The organism is Microbacterium sp. cx-59, from assembly GCF_020805625.1.
In the GTDB taxonomy this organism is placed as follows: domain Bacteria; phylum Actinomycetota; class Actinomycetes; order Actinomycetales; family Microbacteriaceae; genus Microbacterium.
Window position 1 is genome coordinate 195,973 of record NZ_JAJHGO010000008.1, and the last position, 18,187, is coordinate 214,159.

Here is an 18,187-nt window from a genome sequence, read left to right on the forward strand (position 1 = left end):
CCACACACGGCCACGCTCCACCGGCGCCGTCATCCGCCTCTGTCGTCCGCCCTCAACCGTTCAGGCTGCGATGGAGCGGCCGGAGGAGGCTCCCGCGGGGGCCGGCTACACCGTGGGGAACTTCGGGTCGACCAGGCGGCCGAGCGTCTGGATGTAGTCGGCGGCCGACCGTGGGTGGTGCACGGGAACACCGTTCATGAGCGCGCCCACGACGATGGTCTCGAGGAGCTGACGAACACCGGTCTCATCGAGGAACGAATCGAGGATAATCGCGATGTCGCCGGGGCGGGCCGGCGACGACCTCGGCCCCCACAACCGCACGAAGCCGCGCTCGTTCTCGTCTCGGACTCGCGCCTGCACGGCCGAACCGTCGCGGAGAGCAAGGGTGAGACCGCGCGAGCCGTTGCCAGCCTTCTGCGAGAATCGAGCGCCCCAGCCGATGATCGGGATGCGTGCGCTGGCCCGCGCGCGAGCAGTGGAGTCGTACTCGATGACCCCGACCACCTCGTTCCAGGCGATCGGACCCACGAGGCTGAAGGACACGCCCTCACCCGACACCCGCGCGAGCAGACCCTCACCGACGGCCAGTCTGCGCATCCCCCGCCCCACATTCAGGATCGTTGGGAGCGTCACGAACACCACGACCAACCCGAAGACGCCGAGGAGGATGAGGAGCCGAGTGAACGCTCCTCCGAAGATCAGGAGTAGGAGGCAGAGCAGGAGGCTCACGCCGCCGACGATGGCGAGCACGGTCGCCATTCGACGGTTGCGCGCCAGCACGGCGTCGGCTGCGGCACGGTCGTAGACGGCGTCGTAGTGGTTCCCGCCCTCGAATGCGCGAGCCCAGTGCTGAAGCTCGGCGGGGACTCCCGGGACGTTCACGACGTGGGTCCCGTCGGAGCAGACGTGCCGGGAGCCACGGGACCTGGACCGGGGGCGACGGGCGGGGCGGCTCGTTCATCGAATCCCTGCGCAATCGCGGCCTTCAGCGCGTCGTAGGAGGCACCCTCGAAGGCGATCGGCTCCGCGAAGGCGACATCCTGGTTGTTCGTCTCCTCGAGGAGCATGTCCTTGGCGAAGCCGACACGGTCGGCATCGGCGGTCCAGAACTCGAGGTCCACGTCGACGAAGCACGGCTGTGTCGGAAGAGGCGTGATGGTGGAGGGGTCCCCGGTCTTCAACCGCACGACCATGTCGTCGAAGAGTCGGCGTCCGCTAAACATCCCGCCGCGGTGACGCCGACGGAGTCGCGTTCCCGTGCCCACCATGCTCCACACCCGTCCCCACCGGATGGCCGCGAACACGCATGCCGCCGCCACGAGCACGAGGAGGATCGGGGAGACCAGGAGCCCGATGCGCTGGCCGGCGACGAAGCGGACCGATCCGGTCGCCTCGACGGCCTGATCCTGCAGCTCATCGAAGCTGATGGCCCGGTAGACGAAGGCGACCAACGCGGCAACGGCGATGACGATCATGATGATGGTGCGCGGCCAGGACCGCCCGTTCCGAAACCGATCGGGATGACGGGCGAACTCGGTATTGAATGCGGCCATGACACACGCTTTCCCTCGGCGGTCCGGGACCTGCTCATCCCGACGAATTCTACGGGAGCAGCGGGAGTTCACGCGGCAACGGGATCATGCGCCGGCTCCCGCGATGTGGCGGAAGGGCGTGAGGTCGGCGACACCGCCGTGATGTCGGTGATCTCCGCGCAGGTGAAGTAGCCGCATCCGCTGGTCCGGCATCCGCGCGCTGGTCCGGCATCCGCATCCCCACCAAACCATGTCCCACTTTTTGCCGCATTGACCTGCTCTGAGCGGCAAAAACTGGGACACGGTCGGCAATAAGTGGGACATGCTGGCGGGCGGCGCTCAGGCGAAGGTGAAGACGACCTCGACCTCGACGGGGCTGTCGAGCGGCAGCACGGGAACACCGACGGCCGAGCGGGCGTGACGGCCCGGCTCCCCGAAGACCTCGGCCAGAAGCTCGCTCGCACCGTTGATGACGCCGGGCTGGCCGGTGAACGTGGGCACCGAGGCCACGAAGCCGGTCACCTTGAGAACGCCGGTCAGCCGTTCGACGCCTCCGACGGCGGATGCGGCGGCCGCGATCGCGTTCAGCGCGCTCTGCCGCGCGTAGCCATAGGCATCGGATGCGGCGACGAGCCCGTCGCCCTCGCCGACCTTGCCGGTCGCGGGGAGGGCGCCGGCGATGAACGGTAGCTGGCCTGCCGTGTAGACGAGGTCGGCGTGGACCTTCGCCGGCACATATGCGGCAACGGGCGGCGCGACGTCCGGCAGCTCGAGCCCGAGGGCGGCGAGGCGCTCGACGACGCCGCTCACGCGCCGGCTCCGTCGAAGCGACGGGATGCTTCTGCCGCGGCCGACAACCCGGCATTCGCCGACGAGTCCGCGCCGACGGGACGCTTGAGGTACGCGACGAGCCCGCCCTCGGGCCCGGTCACGATCTGCACGAGCTCCCAGCCCTGCTTGCCCCAGTTATTGAGGATCGCGGCGGTGTTGTGGATCAGTAGGGGCGTGGTGAGGTACTCCCACGTGGTCATCGCGACTCCCGGAATGTGCGCATCGGGGGCGGTGATCCGCCCGTTCGGATGCCAGGCGTACCGGGCGCCATCGGGTCATCCCTCAGCATCCTGGCTTACGATCACCCTATGCCCGATACCAAACGCACGGCCACCGGTGTGCTCGGCGGCCTCGCCGGACTCATCGGATTGAGCGCGGTAGCCGCAGTTCTCATCACCGCGACGGTGACTCCCGCCATCGCCATCTCGGGCGCAGCGGCCTCGAGTGCCATCACGTTGTTCGACAACATGCCCGGCTACCTCGAGCTCACCGAGGGCATGGAGCCCTCCACGATTCTCTACAAGGACAACGAGGGCAACGACCAGGTTCTCGCCACCTTCTACGAGCAGAACCGTTCGCCGGTCACGTTCGACCAGGTCGCGCCGGTCATGTACGACGCGATCCTCTCCAGCGAAGACCCGCGCTACTACGAGCACGGCGGCGTCGACCTGATCGGCACGAGCCGCGCGCTGCTGTCCAACCTCGAGGGCGGCGGCAGCACCCAGGGCGGATCCTCGATCAGCCAGCAGTACGTGAAGAACATCCTGATCCAGAAGTGCGAATGGGATGCGGCAGACGACGCGGCGAAGCAGGCGTGTTTCACTGCGGCGACCAACTCGAGCGGAACCGAGGGCATCGAGCGCAAGCTCCAGGAGATGCGCTACGCGATCCAGCTGGAGCAGGAGTACTCGAAGAACGACATCCTGCTCGGGTACCTCAACATCGCGAACTTCGGTTCGGTCAACTACGGCGTCGACGCCGCAGCCCGCTACTACTTCAACGTGCCGGCCAGCCAGCTGAGCATCGGCCAGGCGGCGATCCTCGCGGGCGTCGTGCAGAACCCGAACACCTACCGCATCGACCAGCCGGGAAATGAAGTCAACGGCGAAGCCGACGGCTACTCGCTCACGAAGAAGCGCCAGGAGTACGTGCTCGGCCGCATGCTCGAAGACGGCAAGATCACGCAGGAGCAGCACGACGCCGCGGTCGCGGAGCCGATCACACCGCAGATCACGAACCCGACCCAGGGATGCGGCGCGAGCGTTGCGCCGTACTTCTGCCAGTACGTCGTCTCCGTGGTGCGCAACGACCCCGCGTTCGGCGAAACGGCCGACGACCGCCAGGCGGCCCTCCGCCGCGGCGGACTCCGCGTGCACACCACGCTGAGCCTCGACCTGCAGAACGTCGCCACGACGGCGATGCGGGACCAGACGCCGACGTCGGTCGACGGCATGGACTTCGGCGCCGCCACGGTCAACGTCGAGACGAACTCCGGTCGCGTTCTCGCGATCGCCCAGAACACCGACTTCAACGAGTCCCCGAACCCCGGCCCCGGCCAGACCTCTCTCGTTTACGCCGGCGATAAGCAGTTCGGCGGCTCCAGTGGCTTCAACGCCGGCTCGACCTTCAAGCTCTTCACCCTGGTCGACTGGCTCGAGCAGGGCCACTCCGTCAACGAGGTACTGAACGGCCGCAACCGCGTCTTCCCCCGCATGACCAACTCGTGCGCGGGCGACTGGGTCAACGTCAGCAATACGAAGATCGGCAACTTCGGTGGCGTCGGCGGCTACACGGGAACACCGATGCAGTTCACCGCCGCCTCGCTGAACTCCGGCTTCCTCGCGATGGCCGAGAAGCTCGACCTCTGCGATATCGGCAACGTCGCGACGAAGATGGGCGTAACGCTCGGCGACGGCACACCCGTACCGATGACACGGGCCGGTGAGGTCATCGGATCGGACAACGTCTCGCCTCTCGCCATCGCCGGCGCCTACGCGACGATCGCCAACAACGGCGTGTACTGCCAGCCCCAGGCGATCGACCTCGTCACCGACTCGAACGGCAACGAGCTGCCCAAGCCGCAGCGCACCTGCTCGCAGGTCATCGCCCCCGAGGTGGCGGCGACCGCGGCATACGCCCTCCGCGGTGTGATGAACGGCGGCACGGGCGGCGCTGCCAACACCAACGACGGCACGCAGCTCATCGGCAAGACCGGAACCCACGAGCAGCTGCAGACGTGGATGGTCGAGTCGAGCACCGCGGTGACCACTGCCGCGTGGGTCGGCACCGTGCAGGGCACCGCCAACATCCAGGCGCGCGGACTGCAGAACATCCGCTACTCCCTCGCCCGCACGATCCAGCGCACGGCGAACGACATCTACGGCGGCGGCGCGTTCCCGGCCCCCGCAGCGAACCTGACGAAGACCGTCACGACGCCGATCCCGAACGTCGTCGGCCAGACGATCGCGGCCGCACAGGCTGCGCTCGAGGACGCCGGCTTCACGGTCTCGGTCGGCCCCGCGGTGGATTCCGATCAGGCCACCGACATCGTGGCCGCGCAGAACCCCAGCGGCTCGACCGCCGGCGGTTCGACGATCACGATCAATCCCAGTAACGGCCAGGGCGGAACGGTACCGGGTGTCAGCGGAACCGTCCAGAACGCTCAGCAGCAGCTCACGTCGGCCGGATTCGGCAACGTCGCGCTCGGCACGTGCACGGTCGATCCGCAACTGACCGGTAACGACACCCGCGCGACGGCCACCAACCCCGCCGGGGGAACCGCGGCCAACCGCAACACGCAGATCGCTATCGAGTACGCCGCCGCACGGTGCTCATGACGACCGCTCCCCGCACTGCCCTCACTGCCATCACGGCAGTGGGGGCGGTCGGGCTCGGCGCCGCGATCTGGGGCGTCGGAGTGGAGCGCTACCTGTTCACGGTGCGCGAGCACGATCTGTTCGTTCTGCCGGCGGGCTCCCGCCCGCTGCGGGCGCTGCACATCTCGGACGCCCACATGGCCCCGTGGCAGCACCGCAAGCAGCGCTGGATCGCGTCGCTCGCCGCATTCGAGCCGGACCTCATCGTGAACACGGGCGACAACCTGGGTCACGCCGACGGGCTCGCGGGGCTTCGCCGCGCGTTCGACGGGTTCCGCGGCATCCCGGGCGTCTTCGTGCACGGCTCCAACGACGCGTATGCGCCCGCCCCTCGCAATCCGCTGCGGTACTTCACCGGCCCGTCGAAGAACAAGCCGGAAGCAGAGGCACTCGACGTCGACGCGCTCGATCGCTATCTGAGCGACGAACTCGGGTGGGTCGGCATCGACAACACCACGACGAGCCTCGACGTCGACGGCCTTCGTATCGACGCGTTCGGGGTCGATGACGCGCACCGCCACTGGGACGACATCGCCGGGCTCGCGCCGCAACGCGCGGCGCAGCAGCAGGTCGGGGGCGCAGCACTCACGATCGGGGTATCGCACGCGCCGTACCGCCGAGTACTCAACGCCTTCACCGATTTCGGGGCCGACCTGATCTTCGCAGGACACACGCACGGTGGCCAGGTCCGCATCCCGTTGTCGCCCAAGGCACTCGTCGCGAACTGCGACATCCCGCTCGATCAGGCCCGGGGCTTCAGCACCTGGACGCACGACGACCGCCGTGTGCCGCTGAACGTGAGCGCCGGAATCGGGCACTCGATCTTCGCTCCCGTGCGGTTCGCCTGCCGCCCCGAAGCGACGCTCCTCACCCTCCGCCCGATCGCCTGATCCGAGCGCACGACGGTCGTCGCGTCCTCTCCTCCACAGGTTGACGATCGGCCCTGATCGTCCACATCTGCCTCGATCCGCCGGCGAGGGATGGGGCTCTCCCCGCACGCTCGGAGCATGAAACGTGTGCTCACCACCCTCCTCGCCACCCTCGCAGTCGCCGCGGCGCTCATCGTCGCCGGCATCGTCTCCACCGCCCCCGCACGCGCCGCCTCTCCGGGCAGCGGCTTCGGCGAATGGGCCTCGTCCACACGCTACGGCTGGCACGGTTCGATGCTGGTGGGCGGGGTGCACACGTACTGCATCTTCCCCGGTCGTCCGCTGCCGACCGGCGCCACCGAGGACCGCGGCATCAGCGGCGACGCGGCCGGGCTCGATCCCCGCCGCCTCACGGCCATCAACATGCTCGTGTCCACCTACGGGCAAACCCACGATCCGGTGCAGGCGGCCAGCGTCGGGTGGGCGGTGAAGGCGATCGCGAACTGGAACGAGACACTGCACACGTTCGGGTACCCCGGCGAGAGCCTCGAGGGGGCCATCGACTGGGTGTTCCGCCACATCGCTCCGGAGCACAATGTCGCCGTGCAGAACCTCGCCGCGGCCTATTACGCCGAGGGGATGGCGATGGCCGCCGGTCCGGCGTCCGCATCCGGATCGCTGCAATTCGCCACCGACGCCGCTGACCCGCGGCACGGAACCGTCACGGTCATCGCCGATGTTCCCGACGCTCGCGGGACCCTGACGCTCGAGAACGCCGTGTTCACCGAGTCCGGCCAGCCCACGCTCGAGCGAGCGGCGGTCGGCGCGACGTACCCGATCACGGCCACGCCGCCGGACGGCGAGACGACGTTCACCGTACGCGGCAGCGGCACCTTCCGTGCGGGGTTCGCCCCGCTCGTGCACCACTTCACCACGGCCGGTGGGCAAGACACCGCGGGTCCCGTCGGACCGCTCGACTTTCCGGTCGCCGGTGAGGACTCCGCCCCGCGCGTCACGACGTTCGCGCCCGTCATCTCGACCCAGGTCGCCTCGCGGTACGTGCCCGGCGGAACCTACATCGACGACGTCACATTCGGTGTGGTCCGCGGCGCCTGGGGACGCACGGGCGACGGAAACTACGTGCCGGTGCGCGCCACCGCGACGCTCTACCGCACGGAGGACGAGCCCGTCCTCGCTCCCGACGTGCCCGCCGACGCCGAGCCGGTCGCGACGCTCGAGCTGACGACCGACCCGGTGATCGGGCCGACCGCGCCCTACCGCGTCGAAACGGCCGAGCCATTGCCCGGCCCGGGCTTCTACACCGCGGTCTGGGAGATCGCGGCGGAGGGTCAGCATCCGGATGCGGTCGCCGCCCTCGAGGCGGACTACGCCTGGCGCGAGCAGTTCGGCGAGCAGAGCCAGATCACCATGGTGACCGCGGTCTCATCGAAGGCCGATCCGATCGTCGCGGTCGGCGACATCATGGGCGACGAGGTGATCGTCGAGGGGGTCGTGCCTCGCGACGGCCTCGACCTGTCGGCCGCCGTCTACCGCGTGCCGGACGGGGTCGACCCCGTCGAGGCCTGCACTCCCGAGAACCTGCTCTGGGCGAACCCCGACGACCCGGTGCACGTGACGTCCCCCGGGAGCGTCCGCATCCCGGGGCCCGTCGTCCCCGACTTCGGCACCTACGTCTGGCGGGAACGAGCGAACGACGCGCAAGGACGGCTCGTGCACGAGGGCGCGTGCGGTGTGGAGAGCGAGACCACCCGGGCCCCGCTTCCGACGGTCACCACGCAGGCCACCGCGACCGTCGGGTGGGGCGGAGAGGTGACGGATGCCGCGACCGTGTCGGGCCCGGTGCCCCGCACGGGCGTGACGACGCTCACCTTCGAGGTGTTCCACGCGGCTGAGGGCGCGGCCCCCGCGGATGCCTGCACACCGGAACGACGCGTCGCCGACACCAGCGCGACCCCGGTCGCCGTGACGACGGAGGGCACCTTCTCGTCGCCGGTCGTGCGGCTGCAGGACGTCGGTACCCACTACTGGGTCGAGACCCTCTGGCACACCCCCGAGGGCGGTGAGGCCCGGCAGATCGCACGAGGCGCCTGCGGCCTCGAGAACGAGACGACCGTCGTCGAGCAGCCCGCGCTCACCACGCGAGCGATCGAGCGCACAGCGACCGGCGAGCCGTTCTCCGACACCGCGACGGTGACGGGTCTCGGCGACGGAGTCGGTGCCGAGCTGGTCTTCTCGATCTTCCACACCGCCGCCGGAGACGAGCCCGTCTGCACGCCCGAGACCCTCGAAGCCGTCACCGACGCCGTGCCCATCACCGGCAGCGGCGAGTACACCTCGCCGACTCTCACCTCGTCGGAGGCGGGAGCGAAGCACTGGGTCGCCGAGTTGCGGACACGACCCACCGACGGCAGCACCCCCGTCACCCTCGCCGCCGGCGTGTGCGGCGAGGAGTTCGAAACGACCTACGTCGACGTGCTCGCCGCGACCGGAGCGGACGGAGGCAGCAGCTCGCCGATCCGCACGATCGGGGGCATCGGAGCCGTCGTCCTGGCCGCGGGCTGCGCCCTCGCGGCTCTCGCACGGCGTCGGGCGGCAACCGCCCGACGGTGACCGGGCCGATTCGGCCCTGCGGCTCCGCTGGGGTAGACTCGAACGGTTGCCACGGGGTGTGGCGCAGCTTGGTAGCGCGCTTCGTTCGGGACGAAGAGGCCGCAGGTTCAAATCCTGTCACCCCGACGCGAGGAGGCTCCGCCGCAAGGCGGAGCCTTTCGTATCATCTGGTCCTGTCCGGCATCGCCGACCCTCCTGGAGCCTCCCATGCCCGCGACCCCGAGGCTCATCGCCTTCGATCTCGACGACACGCTCGCTCCCTCCAAGAGCGCCGTAGACCCGCGGATCGCCCGCATCCTCCTCGACCTCGCCGAACGCGTCGAGGTCGCGATCATCTCCGGCGGCCAACTCTCCCAGTTCCGCGCCCAGGTCGTCGAACAACTCCCCGAGACCACCCCCGAGGTCCTCTCCCACCTGCACCTCCTGCCCACCTGCGGCACCCAGTACTACCGCATCAACGCCGACGGCATCCAAACCATCTACGCCCACGCCCTCACCGACGACGAGAAGACCCGCGCCCTCACCGCCGTCGAAGAAGAAGCCCGCCGTCTCGGGCTCTGGGCCGATGAAACCTGGGGCGACATCCTCGAAGACCGCGGATCACAGATCACCTTCTCCGCCCTCGGACAAACCGCACCCCTCGACGCGAAAACCGCCTGGGACCCCACCGGCGAAAAGAAGAACACCCTCCGCGAAGCCGTCGCCGCCCGCATCCCCGACCTCGAAGTCCGCTCCGGCGGATCCACCTCCGTCGACATCACCCACCGCGGCATCGACAAGGCCTACGGCATGCGCCAACTCGCCGAACAAACCGGCATCCCCCTCGACGACATGCTCTTCGTCGGCGACCGCCTCGACCCCGACGGCAACGACTACCCCGTCCTCGTCATGGGCGTCACCTGCCACGCCGTCGACGGATGGCACGACACCGCCGAATACCTCGAACAACTCCTCCCCACACTCCCCCGCCGCTGACCCCCGGCGCTGACCCGCGCCGGCGCGTCACTGACCGCAGGTCTTCGTCACTGACCCGGGGGGTCTTCGTCACTGCCCCGCAGGCCTTCGTCGCTGACCCGGGCTCACCCTCTTCGCTCACGTGTCGCATTCAGTCGGTCCCGACGACGGATTGCGACACGTGAGCATCCTCGGGTGAGGTTCACGTGGCGCAATCGGTCGGCGAAGAGCGCCTATTGCGACACGTGAGCCGAGCCTAGATGCTCGGGCACGCGCGCGGGGCGAACGGGGCGATCAGCCCAGGCGGCCGCCGGACTCCGTCAGGTAGCACTGCGCGCACATCGACTCGTACGTGACCCGCTCCGCGGTCAACTCGTCGATCGCGACCTGGTCGCCGTCGAACACGAAGCGCCCGCCGACGAGCCGAGCGTTGAAGATCGCCTTGCGTCCGCAGCGGCAGATCGTCTTCAGCTCCTCCAGGCTGTGCGCGAGTTCCATGAGCCGACGAGAGCCGGGAAAGGCTTGCGTCAGGAAGTCGGTGCGGATGCCGTAGGCGAGCACCGGGACGCCATCCATCACCGCGATACGCAGCAGGTCATCGGCCTGTTCGCGCGTGAGGAACTGCGCCTCGTCGATCAGCAGGCACGAGACGTCGGTCGACAGGCCGTCATCGGATGCCGACCCGCGCGCCCGGGTGCGATGTTCGCCGAACAGGGCTCTGAGGTCCGCATCCGGGCCGATCAGGAAGTCGACCTCGCGCGTCACCCCGAGGCGACTCGAGATGTGGTCGGCCTTCTTCGTATCGATCTCCGGCTTCGCCAGCAGCACGCGCTGCCCGCGCTCCTCGTAGTTGTACGCCGCCTGCAGAAGAGCGGTCGACTTGCCGGAGTTCATCGCTCCGTACCGGAAATACAGCTTCGCCACCTGTGGATTCTACGGGGGCGTCTGTTCCCGTAGACACCGATCCCCGCGATAGTGGGAGGGAAGCCCGCATCCCGCCCCCTCAAGGAGAAGACCTCGTGTCGAAGTACATGCTCATCATGCGCAACAGCGGTTCGATCGAGAACCCCGAAGACGTCGACTTCGAAGCGGTCATCAACGCGATGGGCGCCTACAACGAAGCGATGATCACGGCCGGGATCCTGGTCGGCGGAGACGGATTGACGGATGCGGCGCAGGGCTCCGTCGTCGAATTCACCGACGGTGCGCCCCACGTCACCGACGGCCCGTACGGCGACGCCCCGGCACTCTTCAACGGGTTCTGGACCATCGAGGTCGCCTCCCGTGAAGACGCCGTCGCATGGGCCGTGCGCGCGCCGCTCGGAGCCGGCAACAAGATCGAGATCCGCCGCCTCACCGACGAAACGGACTTCGCGGACTACTCCGACAACGAATTCGTGCAGAAGGAGAAGGAGTGGCGCGGAGAGCAGACCGACCACACCTCCCCGGAGTAGGCGAGACCCGCCCCGACTGGGCGGCCGTCAGAGGTTGATCTGGAGCGCCTCTGCGGTCCGAGCCGTGGATGCGGCGGCCGCGGCGGGATCGGCGTTCAGCGTCGCACCGTAGCTCGGGATCAGGTCGGCGAGGGCCGGCTCCCACGCCGCGATGCGGTCGGGGAAGCAGTCCTTGAGCAGACCGAGCATGATCGAGACAGCCGTCGACGCACCCGGCGATGCACCGAGAAGGCCCGCGATCGAGCCGTCGGCGCTGGAGACGACCTCGGTGCCGAACTGCAGCTTGCCACCCTTCATCACCTGTGCGCGCTGTCCGGCGTCGAGCAACTCCCAGTCCTCCGCCGTGGCGGTCGGCATGAACTGGCGAAGGCTGTCGACCTTCTTCGCGTGCGTCTTGATGAGCTCGCTGACGAGGTATTTGACGAGATCGAGGTTCGTCGCACCGACCTTCAGCATGCTGCCGAGGTTCGAGGGCCGCACCTGCGTGATGATGTCCCACCACTTGCCGGTCTTCAAGAACTTCGGGCTGAACGTCGCGAACGGACCGAACAGCAGCGAGGTCTCACCGTCGACGACACGGGTGTCGAGGTGCGGCACCGACATCGGCGGTGCACCGACCGATGCCTGAGAGTAGACCTTCGCCTTGTGCTGAGCGACGATCTTCGGGTCGCTGGTCTTCAGCCACTGACCCCCGATGGGGAAGACGCCGTATCCCTTGATCTCCGGGATTCCCGACTTCTGCAGGAGCTTGATCGCCCAGCCGCCGGCGCCGATGAAGACGAAGCGCGCGTTGATCTGACCGGGGGTGCCACCGACGACGTTGCGGAAGTCGACCCGCCAGGTGCCGTCCTTCATCCGCTTCAGGTTCTTCACCTCGCGGTTGGTCACGACGTCCGCGCCGTTCTCGCGCAGCGTGTCGATGAGCTGGTGCGTCAGCGCACCGAAGTCGACGTCCGTGCCGCTCGGCACGCGCGTCGCCGCGAACGGCTCGCCCTTCCGTCGCTTCTGCATGAGCAGCGGCGCCCACTGGTTGATCACCCGCGAGTCTTCGCTGTACTCGATTCCCGCGAACAGCGGCTGCACACGGAGCGCCTCGTAGCGACGCTTCAGGTACGCGACATCCTTCTCGCCCTGCACGAAAGTCATGTGGGGAGTGGCGTTGATGAAGGTCTTCGGGCCATCCAGCACGCCGCGCTCGATGAGGCTCGTCCAGAACTGCCGGCTCTGCTGGAACTGCTCGTTGATCGTGACGGCCTTCGCCGCATCCACCGACCCGTCGGGCCCCGCGGGCATGTAGTTCAGCTCGCACAGCGCCGCGTGGCCGGTGCCCGCGTTGTTCCACGCGTTCGAGCTCTCTTCGGCCACACCGCCGAGTCGCTCGTAGACGGCGATCTTCCAGTCGGGCTGGAGCTGCTGGAGAAATGTCCCGAGGGTGGCGCTCATGATGCCACCACCGATCAGGAGGACGTCGACGGTTCCTGTCACCCGTCAAGTGTAGTTCGCGCGCCGGTGACCTCGGCACGCCGAACGACCCCCTCCCCGGCAAGGAAGGCGGTTCTTACCGAGCGCGAAACCCGGCGGCTCTGCCCGCGGGTCAGACCTCGGCGCCGATGCGAGCGGCGACCAGTTCCGCGATCTGCACGGCGTTCAACGCGGCACCCTTACGCAGGTTGTCGTTGCTGATGAAGAGGGCGAGCCCACGCCCCTCGGGTGCGGACTGATCGGCACGGATGCGGCCCACGAAGCTCGGGTCCTTGCCCGCGGCCTGCAGCGGCGTCGGTACTTCTTCGAGCGCGACGCCGGGTGCGTGAGCGAGGATCTCGCGGGCACGCTCCGGCGAAAGCGGGGCAGCGAACTCGGCGTTGATGCTCAGCGAGTGACCCGTGAACACCGGCACCCGCACGCAGGTGCCCGCCACGCGGAGATCGGGGAGCTCGAGGATCTTGCGGCTCTCGTTGCGAAGCTTCTTCTCCTCGTCGGTCTCGTTGTCACCGTCGTCGACGAGGTTGCCGGCGAACGGGATGACGTCGAAGGCGATCGGCGCGATGTACTTCTCCGGCTGCGGGAAGTCGATTGCCGAACCGTCGCGCACGAGACGCAGCGTGTCGCCCTGGGCGAGCACACCCTCGACCTGGCCGAGAAGCTCCTGCGCCCCCGCCAGACCGGAGCCCGAAACGGCCTGGTACGTGCTGACGATGAGACGCTCGAGCCCCGCTTCGGCGTGCAGCGCCTTGAGGACGGGCATCGCCGCCATGGTCGTGCAGTTCGGGTTCGCGATGATGCCCTTGTGCGCGTCGGCGATCGCGTGCGGGTTGACTTCGCTGACGACGAGCGGCACGTCCGGATCCATCCGCCATGCACTCGAGTTGTCGATCACGACCGCACCGGCCGCGGCGAAGCGGGGGGCGTGCGCGCGGGAACCCGTCGCTCCCGCCGAGAAGAGCGCGATGTCGATGCCGGCCGGGTCGGCCGTCGCGACGTCTTCGGCGATGACCGTGACGCCCGCGAACTCGAGCGCGGTACCTGCGGAACGCGCGGTCGAGAACAGCCGCAGTTCGCGGATCGGGAATGCCCGCTCGGTGAGAATCTCGAGCATGACCGTGCCGACCTGGCCAGTGGCGCCCACGACGGCGACGGAGAGTCCGGAATCAGAGATGCGGGTCATGAGTGTCCTCGATGCTGTAGTGCGCAGGGTTGCCAAATTCTAACGTGTCCCGCGGCGCGGGTGCCGGCCCACCCCCTTATGCCCGAGCCACCCCTCTAAGACCCGCACAGAAGCGGGTGGGTCGGGAAGAAGGAGGTGGGTCGGCGAAGAGGGCGTGGACGGTCAGCGACCGGTGCCGGCGTGGACGACGGCGTCGGAATCGCCGTCGAGACCGTAGGCCGTGTGCACGATCCGGGCGGCTTCGGCGATGTCGTCGGCACGAAGCACGACCGAGATGCGGATCTCGGAGGTCGAGATCATCTCGATGTTGATGCCGGCCGTGCTGAGCGCCTCGAACAGCGTCGCCGACACTCCGGAGTGCGTGCGCATGCCCGCGCCCACGACCGACAGCTTGCCGATCTGGTCGTCGTGCACGAGAGCCGCGAAGCCCACCTCGGCCTGCTCGGCGGCGAGGGCCTTCAGCGCCGTCCCGGAATCGGAGGTCGGCAGGGTGAACGAGATGTCGGTACGGCCGGTCGTGGCCGCCGAGACGTTCTGCACGATCATGTCGACGTTCGCGCCGGACTTCGCCACGATCTTGAAGATCTCCGCGGCTTTCCCGGGAACGTCCGGCACACCGGTGACGGTGATCTTCGCCTGGCTGAGGTCGGTCGCGACTCCCGCGACGATCGGCTCTTCCACTGGGTCTCCCTCGGGGTTCTGCGCGGCAAGCTTTACCTGGTCGAGCACGTAGGTGCCCTCGCTCGAACTGAACGTCGAGCGCGCGTGGATCGTGACACCGTGACGCCGCGCGTACTCGACCGCGCGGATGTAGAGCACCTTCGCGCCGTTCGCGGCGAGCTCGAGCATCTCCTCGGTCGAGACGACGCTGAGTTTGCGGGCCTTCGGCACGACGCGCGGGTCGGCGGTGAAGATGCCGTCGACGTCGCTGTAGATCTCGCAGACGTCGGCGTTCAGCGCGGCGGCGAGAGCGACGGCGGTCGTGTCGGATCCGCCGCGGCCGAGAGTCGTGATGTCTCGGGTGTCGCGATTGAATCCCTGGAACCCGGCGACGATCACGATCGCGCCCTCGTCGAGCGCTTCGCGCAGTCGCACGGGGGTGACGTCGACGATCCGCGCGGCGCCGTGCGTGGCATCCGTGATCATTCCGGCCTGGCTACCGGTGAACGAGCGCGCCTCGAAACCCATGGAGTGGATGGCCATCGCGAGCAGCGCCATCGAGATGCGCTCCCCCGACGACAGCAGCATGTCGAGCTCTCGGGGCGCCGGGATCGGCGCGACCTGGTTCGCGAGGTCGAGCAGCTCGTCGGTCGTGTCGCCCATGGCGCTCACCGCGACGACGACGTCGTGCCCGGCACGCCGGGTGTCGACGATGCGCTTCGCGACTCGCTTGATGCTTTCCGCGTCGGCGACCGACGACCCGCCGTACTTCTGCACGATCAACGCCACGTGGAACTCCCGGGATCACGACGCTCGGATGCTGCGCCCAACGCCCCATCTTAGGCAAGCTCTCATTCCGAGCCGGCCATGTGTCAGACGGTGCGGCGGCCCTCGAACGCCCGGCCGAGCGTCACTTCGTCGGCGTACTCGAGGTCGCCGCCGACCGGCAACCCGGACGCGAGCCGCGTGACATGGATCTCGAGCGTGGTGAGGAGACGGCTGAGGTACGTCGCGGTCGCCTCTCCCTCGAGGTTCGGGTTCGTCGCGAGGATGACCTCTTGCACCGTGCCGTCGGCGAGGCGCTGCATGAGCTGGGCGATGCGGAGATCGTCAGGACCGACGCCGGCGATCGGGCTGATCGACCCGCCGAGCACGTGGTAGAGCCCCTTGAACTCGCGCGTGCGCTCGATCGCCGCGACGTCCTTCGCGTCTTCGACGACGCAGATCAGGGTCTCGTTGCGCCGCGGGTCGCGGCAGATGGAACAGCGGTCCTGCTCCGAGACGTTTCCGCACACTTCGCAGAAGCGCACCTTGTCGCGCACCTCGCCGAGCAGCTTCGACAGGTGCAGCACGTCGAAGTTCGGGGTCTGCAGGATGTGGAACGCGATGCGCTGCGCGGACTTCGGCCCGATGCCGGGCAGGCGCCCGAACTCGTCGATCAGATCCTGGACGATGCCGTCGTACATCAGGCGAGCCTCGTCGGGCGTTCGTAGGTCTCTTCACGCACGAACCGCGCGCCCAGTACCTGCCGGACGACCGCTTCGCCGTAGCGCTGCACGCCGGTCGGTGCGGCGGAGCGCACCGGCGGCGCGATGACGGGCGGCACCGGTGCATCGATCGGGAAGGTCTCTTCGTCGGCCGGGTCATCGGGTTCGTCGGGTTCGATCGAGGGGGCGACCTCGGCCGGCGGCAGCACGACGCCGTCGCGGGCGGGCGTTACCGCGGCGCCCGCAGCGACGGATGCGGCATCTTCGGGCTCGTCGTCGACCGGGAACTGCGCGGGCGCCTCTCGGATGACCTCGGGGCGGGGAGCGGCGATCGTCGTCCGCGGAGAGGACGCCGCGGCCCGCGATGCGGACCCGGCCGGCGCGGAAGGCTCGACGGGGGCATCCGTCGGGATGGAGGCGACTGCCCACTCGGTGACGGGGGCGGACGAGCGTGGCGCGGCCGCGGGCGATGTGCGCGGGGCGCTCGCCTGCGGCGCCGCATCCGCCGCACGGTTCGGCTCGCGCCCTCCGGTCGGCGGCACGTCGGGGGCCGCCGGGGGCGCACCCGGCCCGTCGCCGCCGGGCTCGTCGGAGTCGTGACGGGCGATGTACTTCACGCGGATACCGAGCACACCCTGGATGGCCTGACGAAGGTCTTCGCTCGGGCCGGACCCCGCGGTGCGCTTCTTGAACGCCGCCACGTCGCCCTGGCTCTGGAAAGTCAGCGTAAGGATGTCGCCGTCGAGAGCGGCCACCCGAGCCACCGTCGCGATGAGCCACGACGAACGGCTGATCGTCTCGAGGCGCGCGAGCACCTCGGGCCACGCGTCGCGCATCCGCTGCGTCGTGATCGGACCCGCGGGGATGTCGGCGGATGCGGGGGCCTCCGCCGGCGTCGCGGGCGCCTCGGCGGCGGCCGCGGGAGCGGTGGAATTCTCGGGCACGCGCTCCGCGGGAGCAGCCGCTGCGGGAGGCGGAGGCGGAGCCGACGCGGCCGGAGGGGCAACCGAAGCCGGCGCAACCGCCGCCGGGGCAGCCGCAACAGGAGCGGCCGGAGCCGGAACCGCACGGGTCGGCACGGCGGGAGCCGCCACTGCCAGGGGTTCGGCGGCCGGCGCCGTGTGCGCGAGCACACGCGCGACCATGAGTTCGAGCTGCAATCGCGGCGACGTCGCCCCGGTCATCTCGTCGAGGGCGGCGATGACGATGTCGGCGGTGCGAGACAGCCGGATGGTACCGACCATCGTCGCCTGACGCGCCATGCGCTCGAGATCGTCGGCGGGGATGCCGCGCAGCACGGCCGACGCGCCCTGGCCGGTCGCGGCGATCACGATCAGATCGCGCAACCGTTCCAGGAGGTCTTCGACGAACCGACGCGGATCCTGCCCGGTCTGAACGACCCGGTCGACGGTGGCGAAGGCGGCTCCGGCGTCTTTCGCGCCGAACGCCTCGACGACCTCATCCAGGAGCTCGGCGTGGGTGTAGCCGAGGAGGGCGACCGCGCGTTCGTAGCTGACGGCAGAATTCTCCGACCCGGCGATCAGCTGGTCGAGCAGAGACAGGGTGTCGCGCGGCGACCCGCCGCCGGCACGCACGACGAGCGGGAGGACACCGGGCTCGACCGTGACGCCCTCGGTCTCGCACATCGTCTGGACGTACTCCAGCATCGCCGCGGGCGGCACGAGCCGGAACGGGTAATGGTGGGTGCGCGAGCGGATCGTGCCGATGACCTTCTCGGGCTCGGTCGTGGCGAAGATGAACTTCACGTGCGCGGGCGGCTCTTCGACGAGCTTGAGCAGGGCGTTGAACCCCTGCGGCGTCACCATGTGCGCCTCGTCGAGGATGAAGATCTTGAACCGGTCGCGGGCGGGAGCGAAGATCGCGCGTTCGCGCAGGTCGCGGGCGTCGTCGACGCCATTGTGGCTGGCGGCATCGATCTCGACCACATCGAGCGAGCCCCCGCCGCCGCGACCGAGCTCGACGCAGCTGTCGCAGGTGCCGCACGGGGTGTCGGTCGGTCCGGCCGCGCAGTTGAGGCAGCGGGCGAGGATGCGGGCCGAGGTGGTCTTGCCGCATCCGCGCGGACCGGAGAACAGGTACGCGTGGCCGATGCGGTCACCGCGAAGGGCCGTCATGAGCGGATCGGTGACCTGCGTCTGACCGATCATCTCGCCGAAGGACTCGGGCCGGTAGCGGCGATAAAGGGCGGTGGTCACCCCCACAGCCTA

15 protein-coding genes and 1 tRNA gene are annotated in these 18,187 nt (G+C 69.0%); 6 read left to right on the top strand and 10 right to left on the bottom strand.

The annotated features are described in order from the left end of the window. Nucleotides 1-105: 105 nt before the first annotated feature. The 4 genes from LMI96_RS11680 to LMI96_RS11695 form a co-directional block, all read right to left on the bottom strand. Nucleotides 106-882, bottom strand: coding sequence for a hypothetical protein (locus tag LMI96_RS11680; RefSeq protein WP_228361592.1), 777 nt, complete (start codon nt 880-882; stop codon nt 106-108). Then, nucleotides 879-1,553: a hypothetical protein gene (locus LMI96_RS11685; RefSeq protein WP_228361593.1), complete on the bottom strand. Its 675-nt coding sequence runs from the start codon at nt 1,551-1,553 to the stop codon at nt 879-881. The genes LMI96_RS11680 and LMI96_RS11685 overlap by 4 nt, the downstream gene beginning before the upstream one ends. 318 nt (nt 1,554-1,871) lie before the next feature. After that, complete coding sequence (locus LMI96_RS11690; protein WP_228361594.1) at nt 1,872-2,342, bottom strand: RidA family protein; 471 nt, start codon at nt 2,340-2,342, stop codon at nt 1,872-1,874. After that, the gene (locus LMI96_RS11695) at nt 2,339-2,563 is read right to left on the bottom strand and encodes a DUF4177 domain-containing protein (RefSeq protein ID WP_223722824.1); all 225 of its coding nucleotides are present in this window, start codon (nt 2,561-2,563) and stop codon (nt 2,339-2,341) included. Before LMI96_RS11695 ends, LMI96_RS11690 begins: the two co-directional genes overlap by 4 nt. A 108-nt stretch (nt 2,564-2,671) precedes the next feature. Between LMI96_RS11695 and LMI96_RS11700 the strand changes: the two genes are divergently transcribed. The 5 genes from LMI96_RS11700 (at nt 2,672) to LMI96_RS11720 (ending at nt 9,714) form a co-directional block, all read left to right on the top strand. After that, nucleotides 2,672-5,200, top strand: coding sequence for a transglycosylase domain-containing protein (locus LMI96_RS11700; protein WP_228361595.1), 2,529 nt, complete (start codon nt 2,672-2,674; stop codon nt 5,198-5,200). Beyond that, complete coding sequence (locus LMI96_RS11705; protein WP_228361596.1) at nt 5,197-6,129, top strand: metallophosphoesterase; 933 nt, start codon at nt 5,197-5,199, stop codon at nt 6,127-6,129. The genes LMI96_RS11700 and LMI96_RS11705 overlap by 4 nt, the downstream gene beginning before the upstream one ends. Nucleotides 6,130-6,246: 117 nt before the next feature. Further along, nucleotides 6,247-8,739, top strand: coding sequence for a hypothetical protein (locus LMI96_RS11710; protein WP_228361597.1), 2,493 nt, complete (start codon nt 6,247-6,249; stop codon nt 8,737-8,739). 52 nt (nt 8,740-8,791) lie between these two features. Then, nucleotides 8,792-8,865, top strand: a tRNA-Pro gene (locus LMI96_RS11715). A gap of 81 nt (nt 8,866-8,946) precedes the next feature. Continuing rightward, nucleotides 8,947-9,714 (top strand): HAD-IIB family hydrolase, encoded by a 768-nt coding sequence (locus LMI96_RS11720; protein WP_228361598.1) that lies wholly within the window; start codon nt 8,947-8,949, stop codon nt 9,712-9,714. 273 nt (nt 9,715-9,987) lie between these two features. Here the strand turns inward: LMI96_RS11720 and LMI96_RS11725 are convergent, their stop codons facing one another. Continuing rightward, nucleotides 9,988-10,617 carry a thymidine kinase gene (locus LMI96_RS11725; protein ID WP_228361599.1) on the bottom strand — a complete coding sequence of 210 codons (630 nt, stop codon included), beginning with the start codon at nt 10,615-10,617 and terminating at the stop codon, nt 9,988-9,990. Between the two features lie 95 nt (nt 10,618-10,712). Between LMI96_RS11725 and LMI96_RS11730 the strand changes: the two genes are divergently transcribed. Then, entirely contained in the window at nt 10,713-11,147 is a 435-nt protein-coding gene (locus LMI96_RS11730) for a YciI family protein (RefSeq protein ID WP_228361600.1), read from the top strand. A gap of 27 nt (nt 11,148-11,174) precedes the next feature. Here LMI96_RS11730 and mqo read toward each other — a convergent pair whose 3' ends face one another. From mqo to LMI96_RS11755, 5 genes are all read right to left on the bottom strand, one after another. Continuing rightward, complete coding sequence (gene mqo / locus LMI96_RS11735; protein WP_228361601.1) at nt 11,175-12,632, bottom strand: malate dehydrogenase (quinone); 1,458 nt, start codon at nt 12,630-12,632, stop codon at nt 11,175-11,177. Between the two features lie 109 nt (nt 12,633-12,741). Continuing rightward, nucleotides 12,742-13,812: an aspartate-semialdehyde dehydrogenase gene (locus LMI96_RS11740; protein WP_223722817.1), complete on the bottom strand. Its 1,071-nt coding sequence runs from the start codon at nt 13,810-13,812 to the stop codon at nt 12,742-12,744. Between the two features lie 162 nt (nt 13,813-13,974). Continuing rightward, on the bottom strand, nt 13,975-15,261 hold the full coding sequence (locus tag LMI96_RS11745; RefSeq protein WP_223722816.1) for an aspartate kinase: 1,287 nt from the start codon (nt 15,259-15,261) through the stop codon (nt 13,975-13,977). An 83-nt stretch (nt 15,262-15,344) separates the two neighbouring features. Next, complete coding sequence (gene recR, locus LMI96_RS11750; protein ID WP_223722815.1) at nt 15,345-15,938, bottom strand: recombination mediator RecR; 594 nt, start codon at nt 15,936-15,938, stop codon at nt 15,345-15,347. Then, the gene (locus LMI96_RS11755; protein WP_228361602.1) at nt 15,938-18,175 is read right to left on the bottom strand and encodes a DNA polymerase III subunit gamma and tau; all 2,238 of its coding nucleotides are present in this window, start codon (nt 18,173-18,175) and stop codon (nt 15,938-15,940) included. Before LMI96_RS11755 ends, recR begins: the two co-directional genes overlap by 1 nt. Nucleotides 18,176-18,187: the final 12 nt, after the last annotated feature.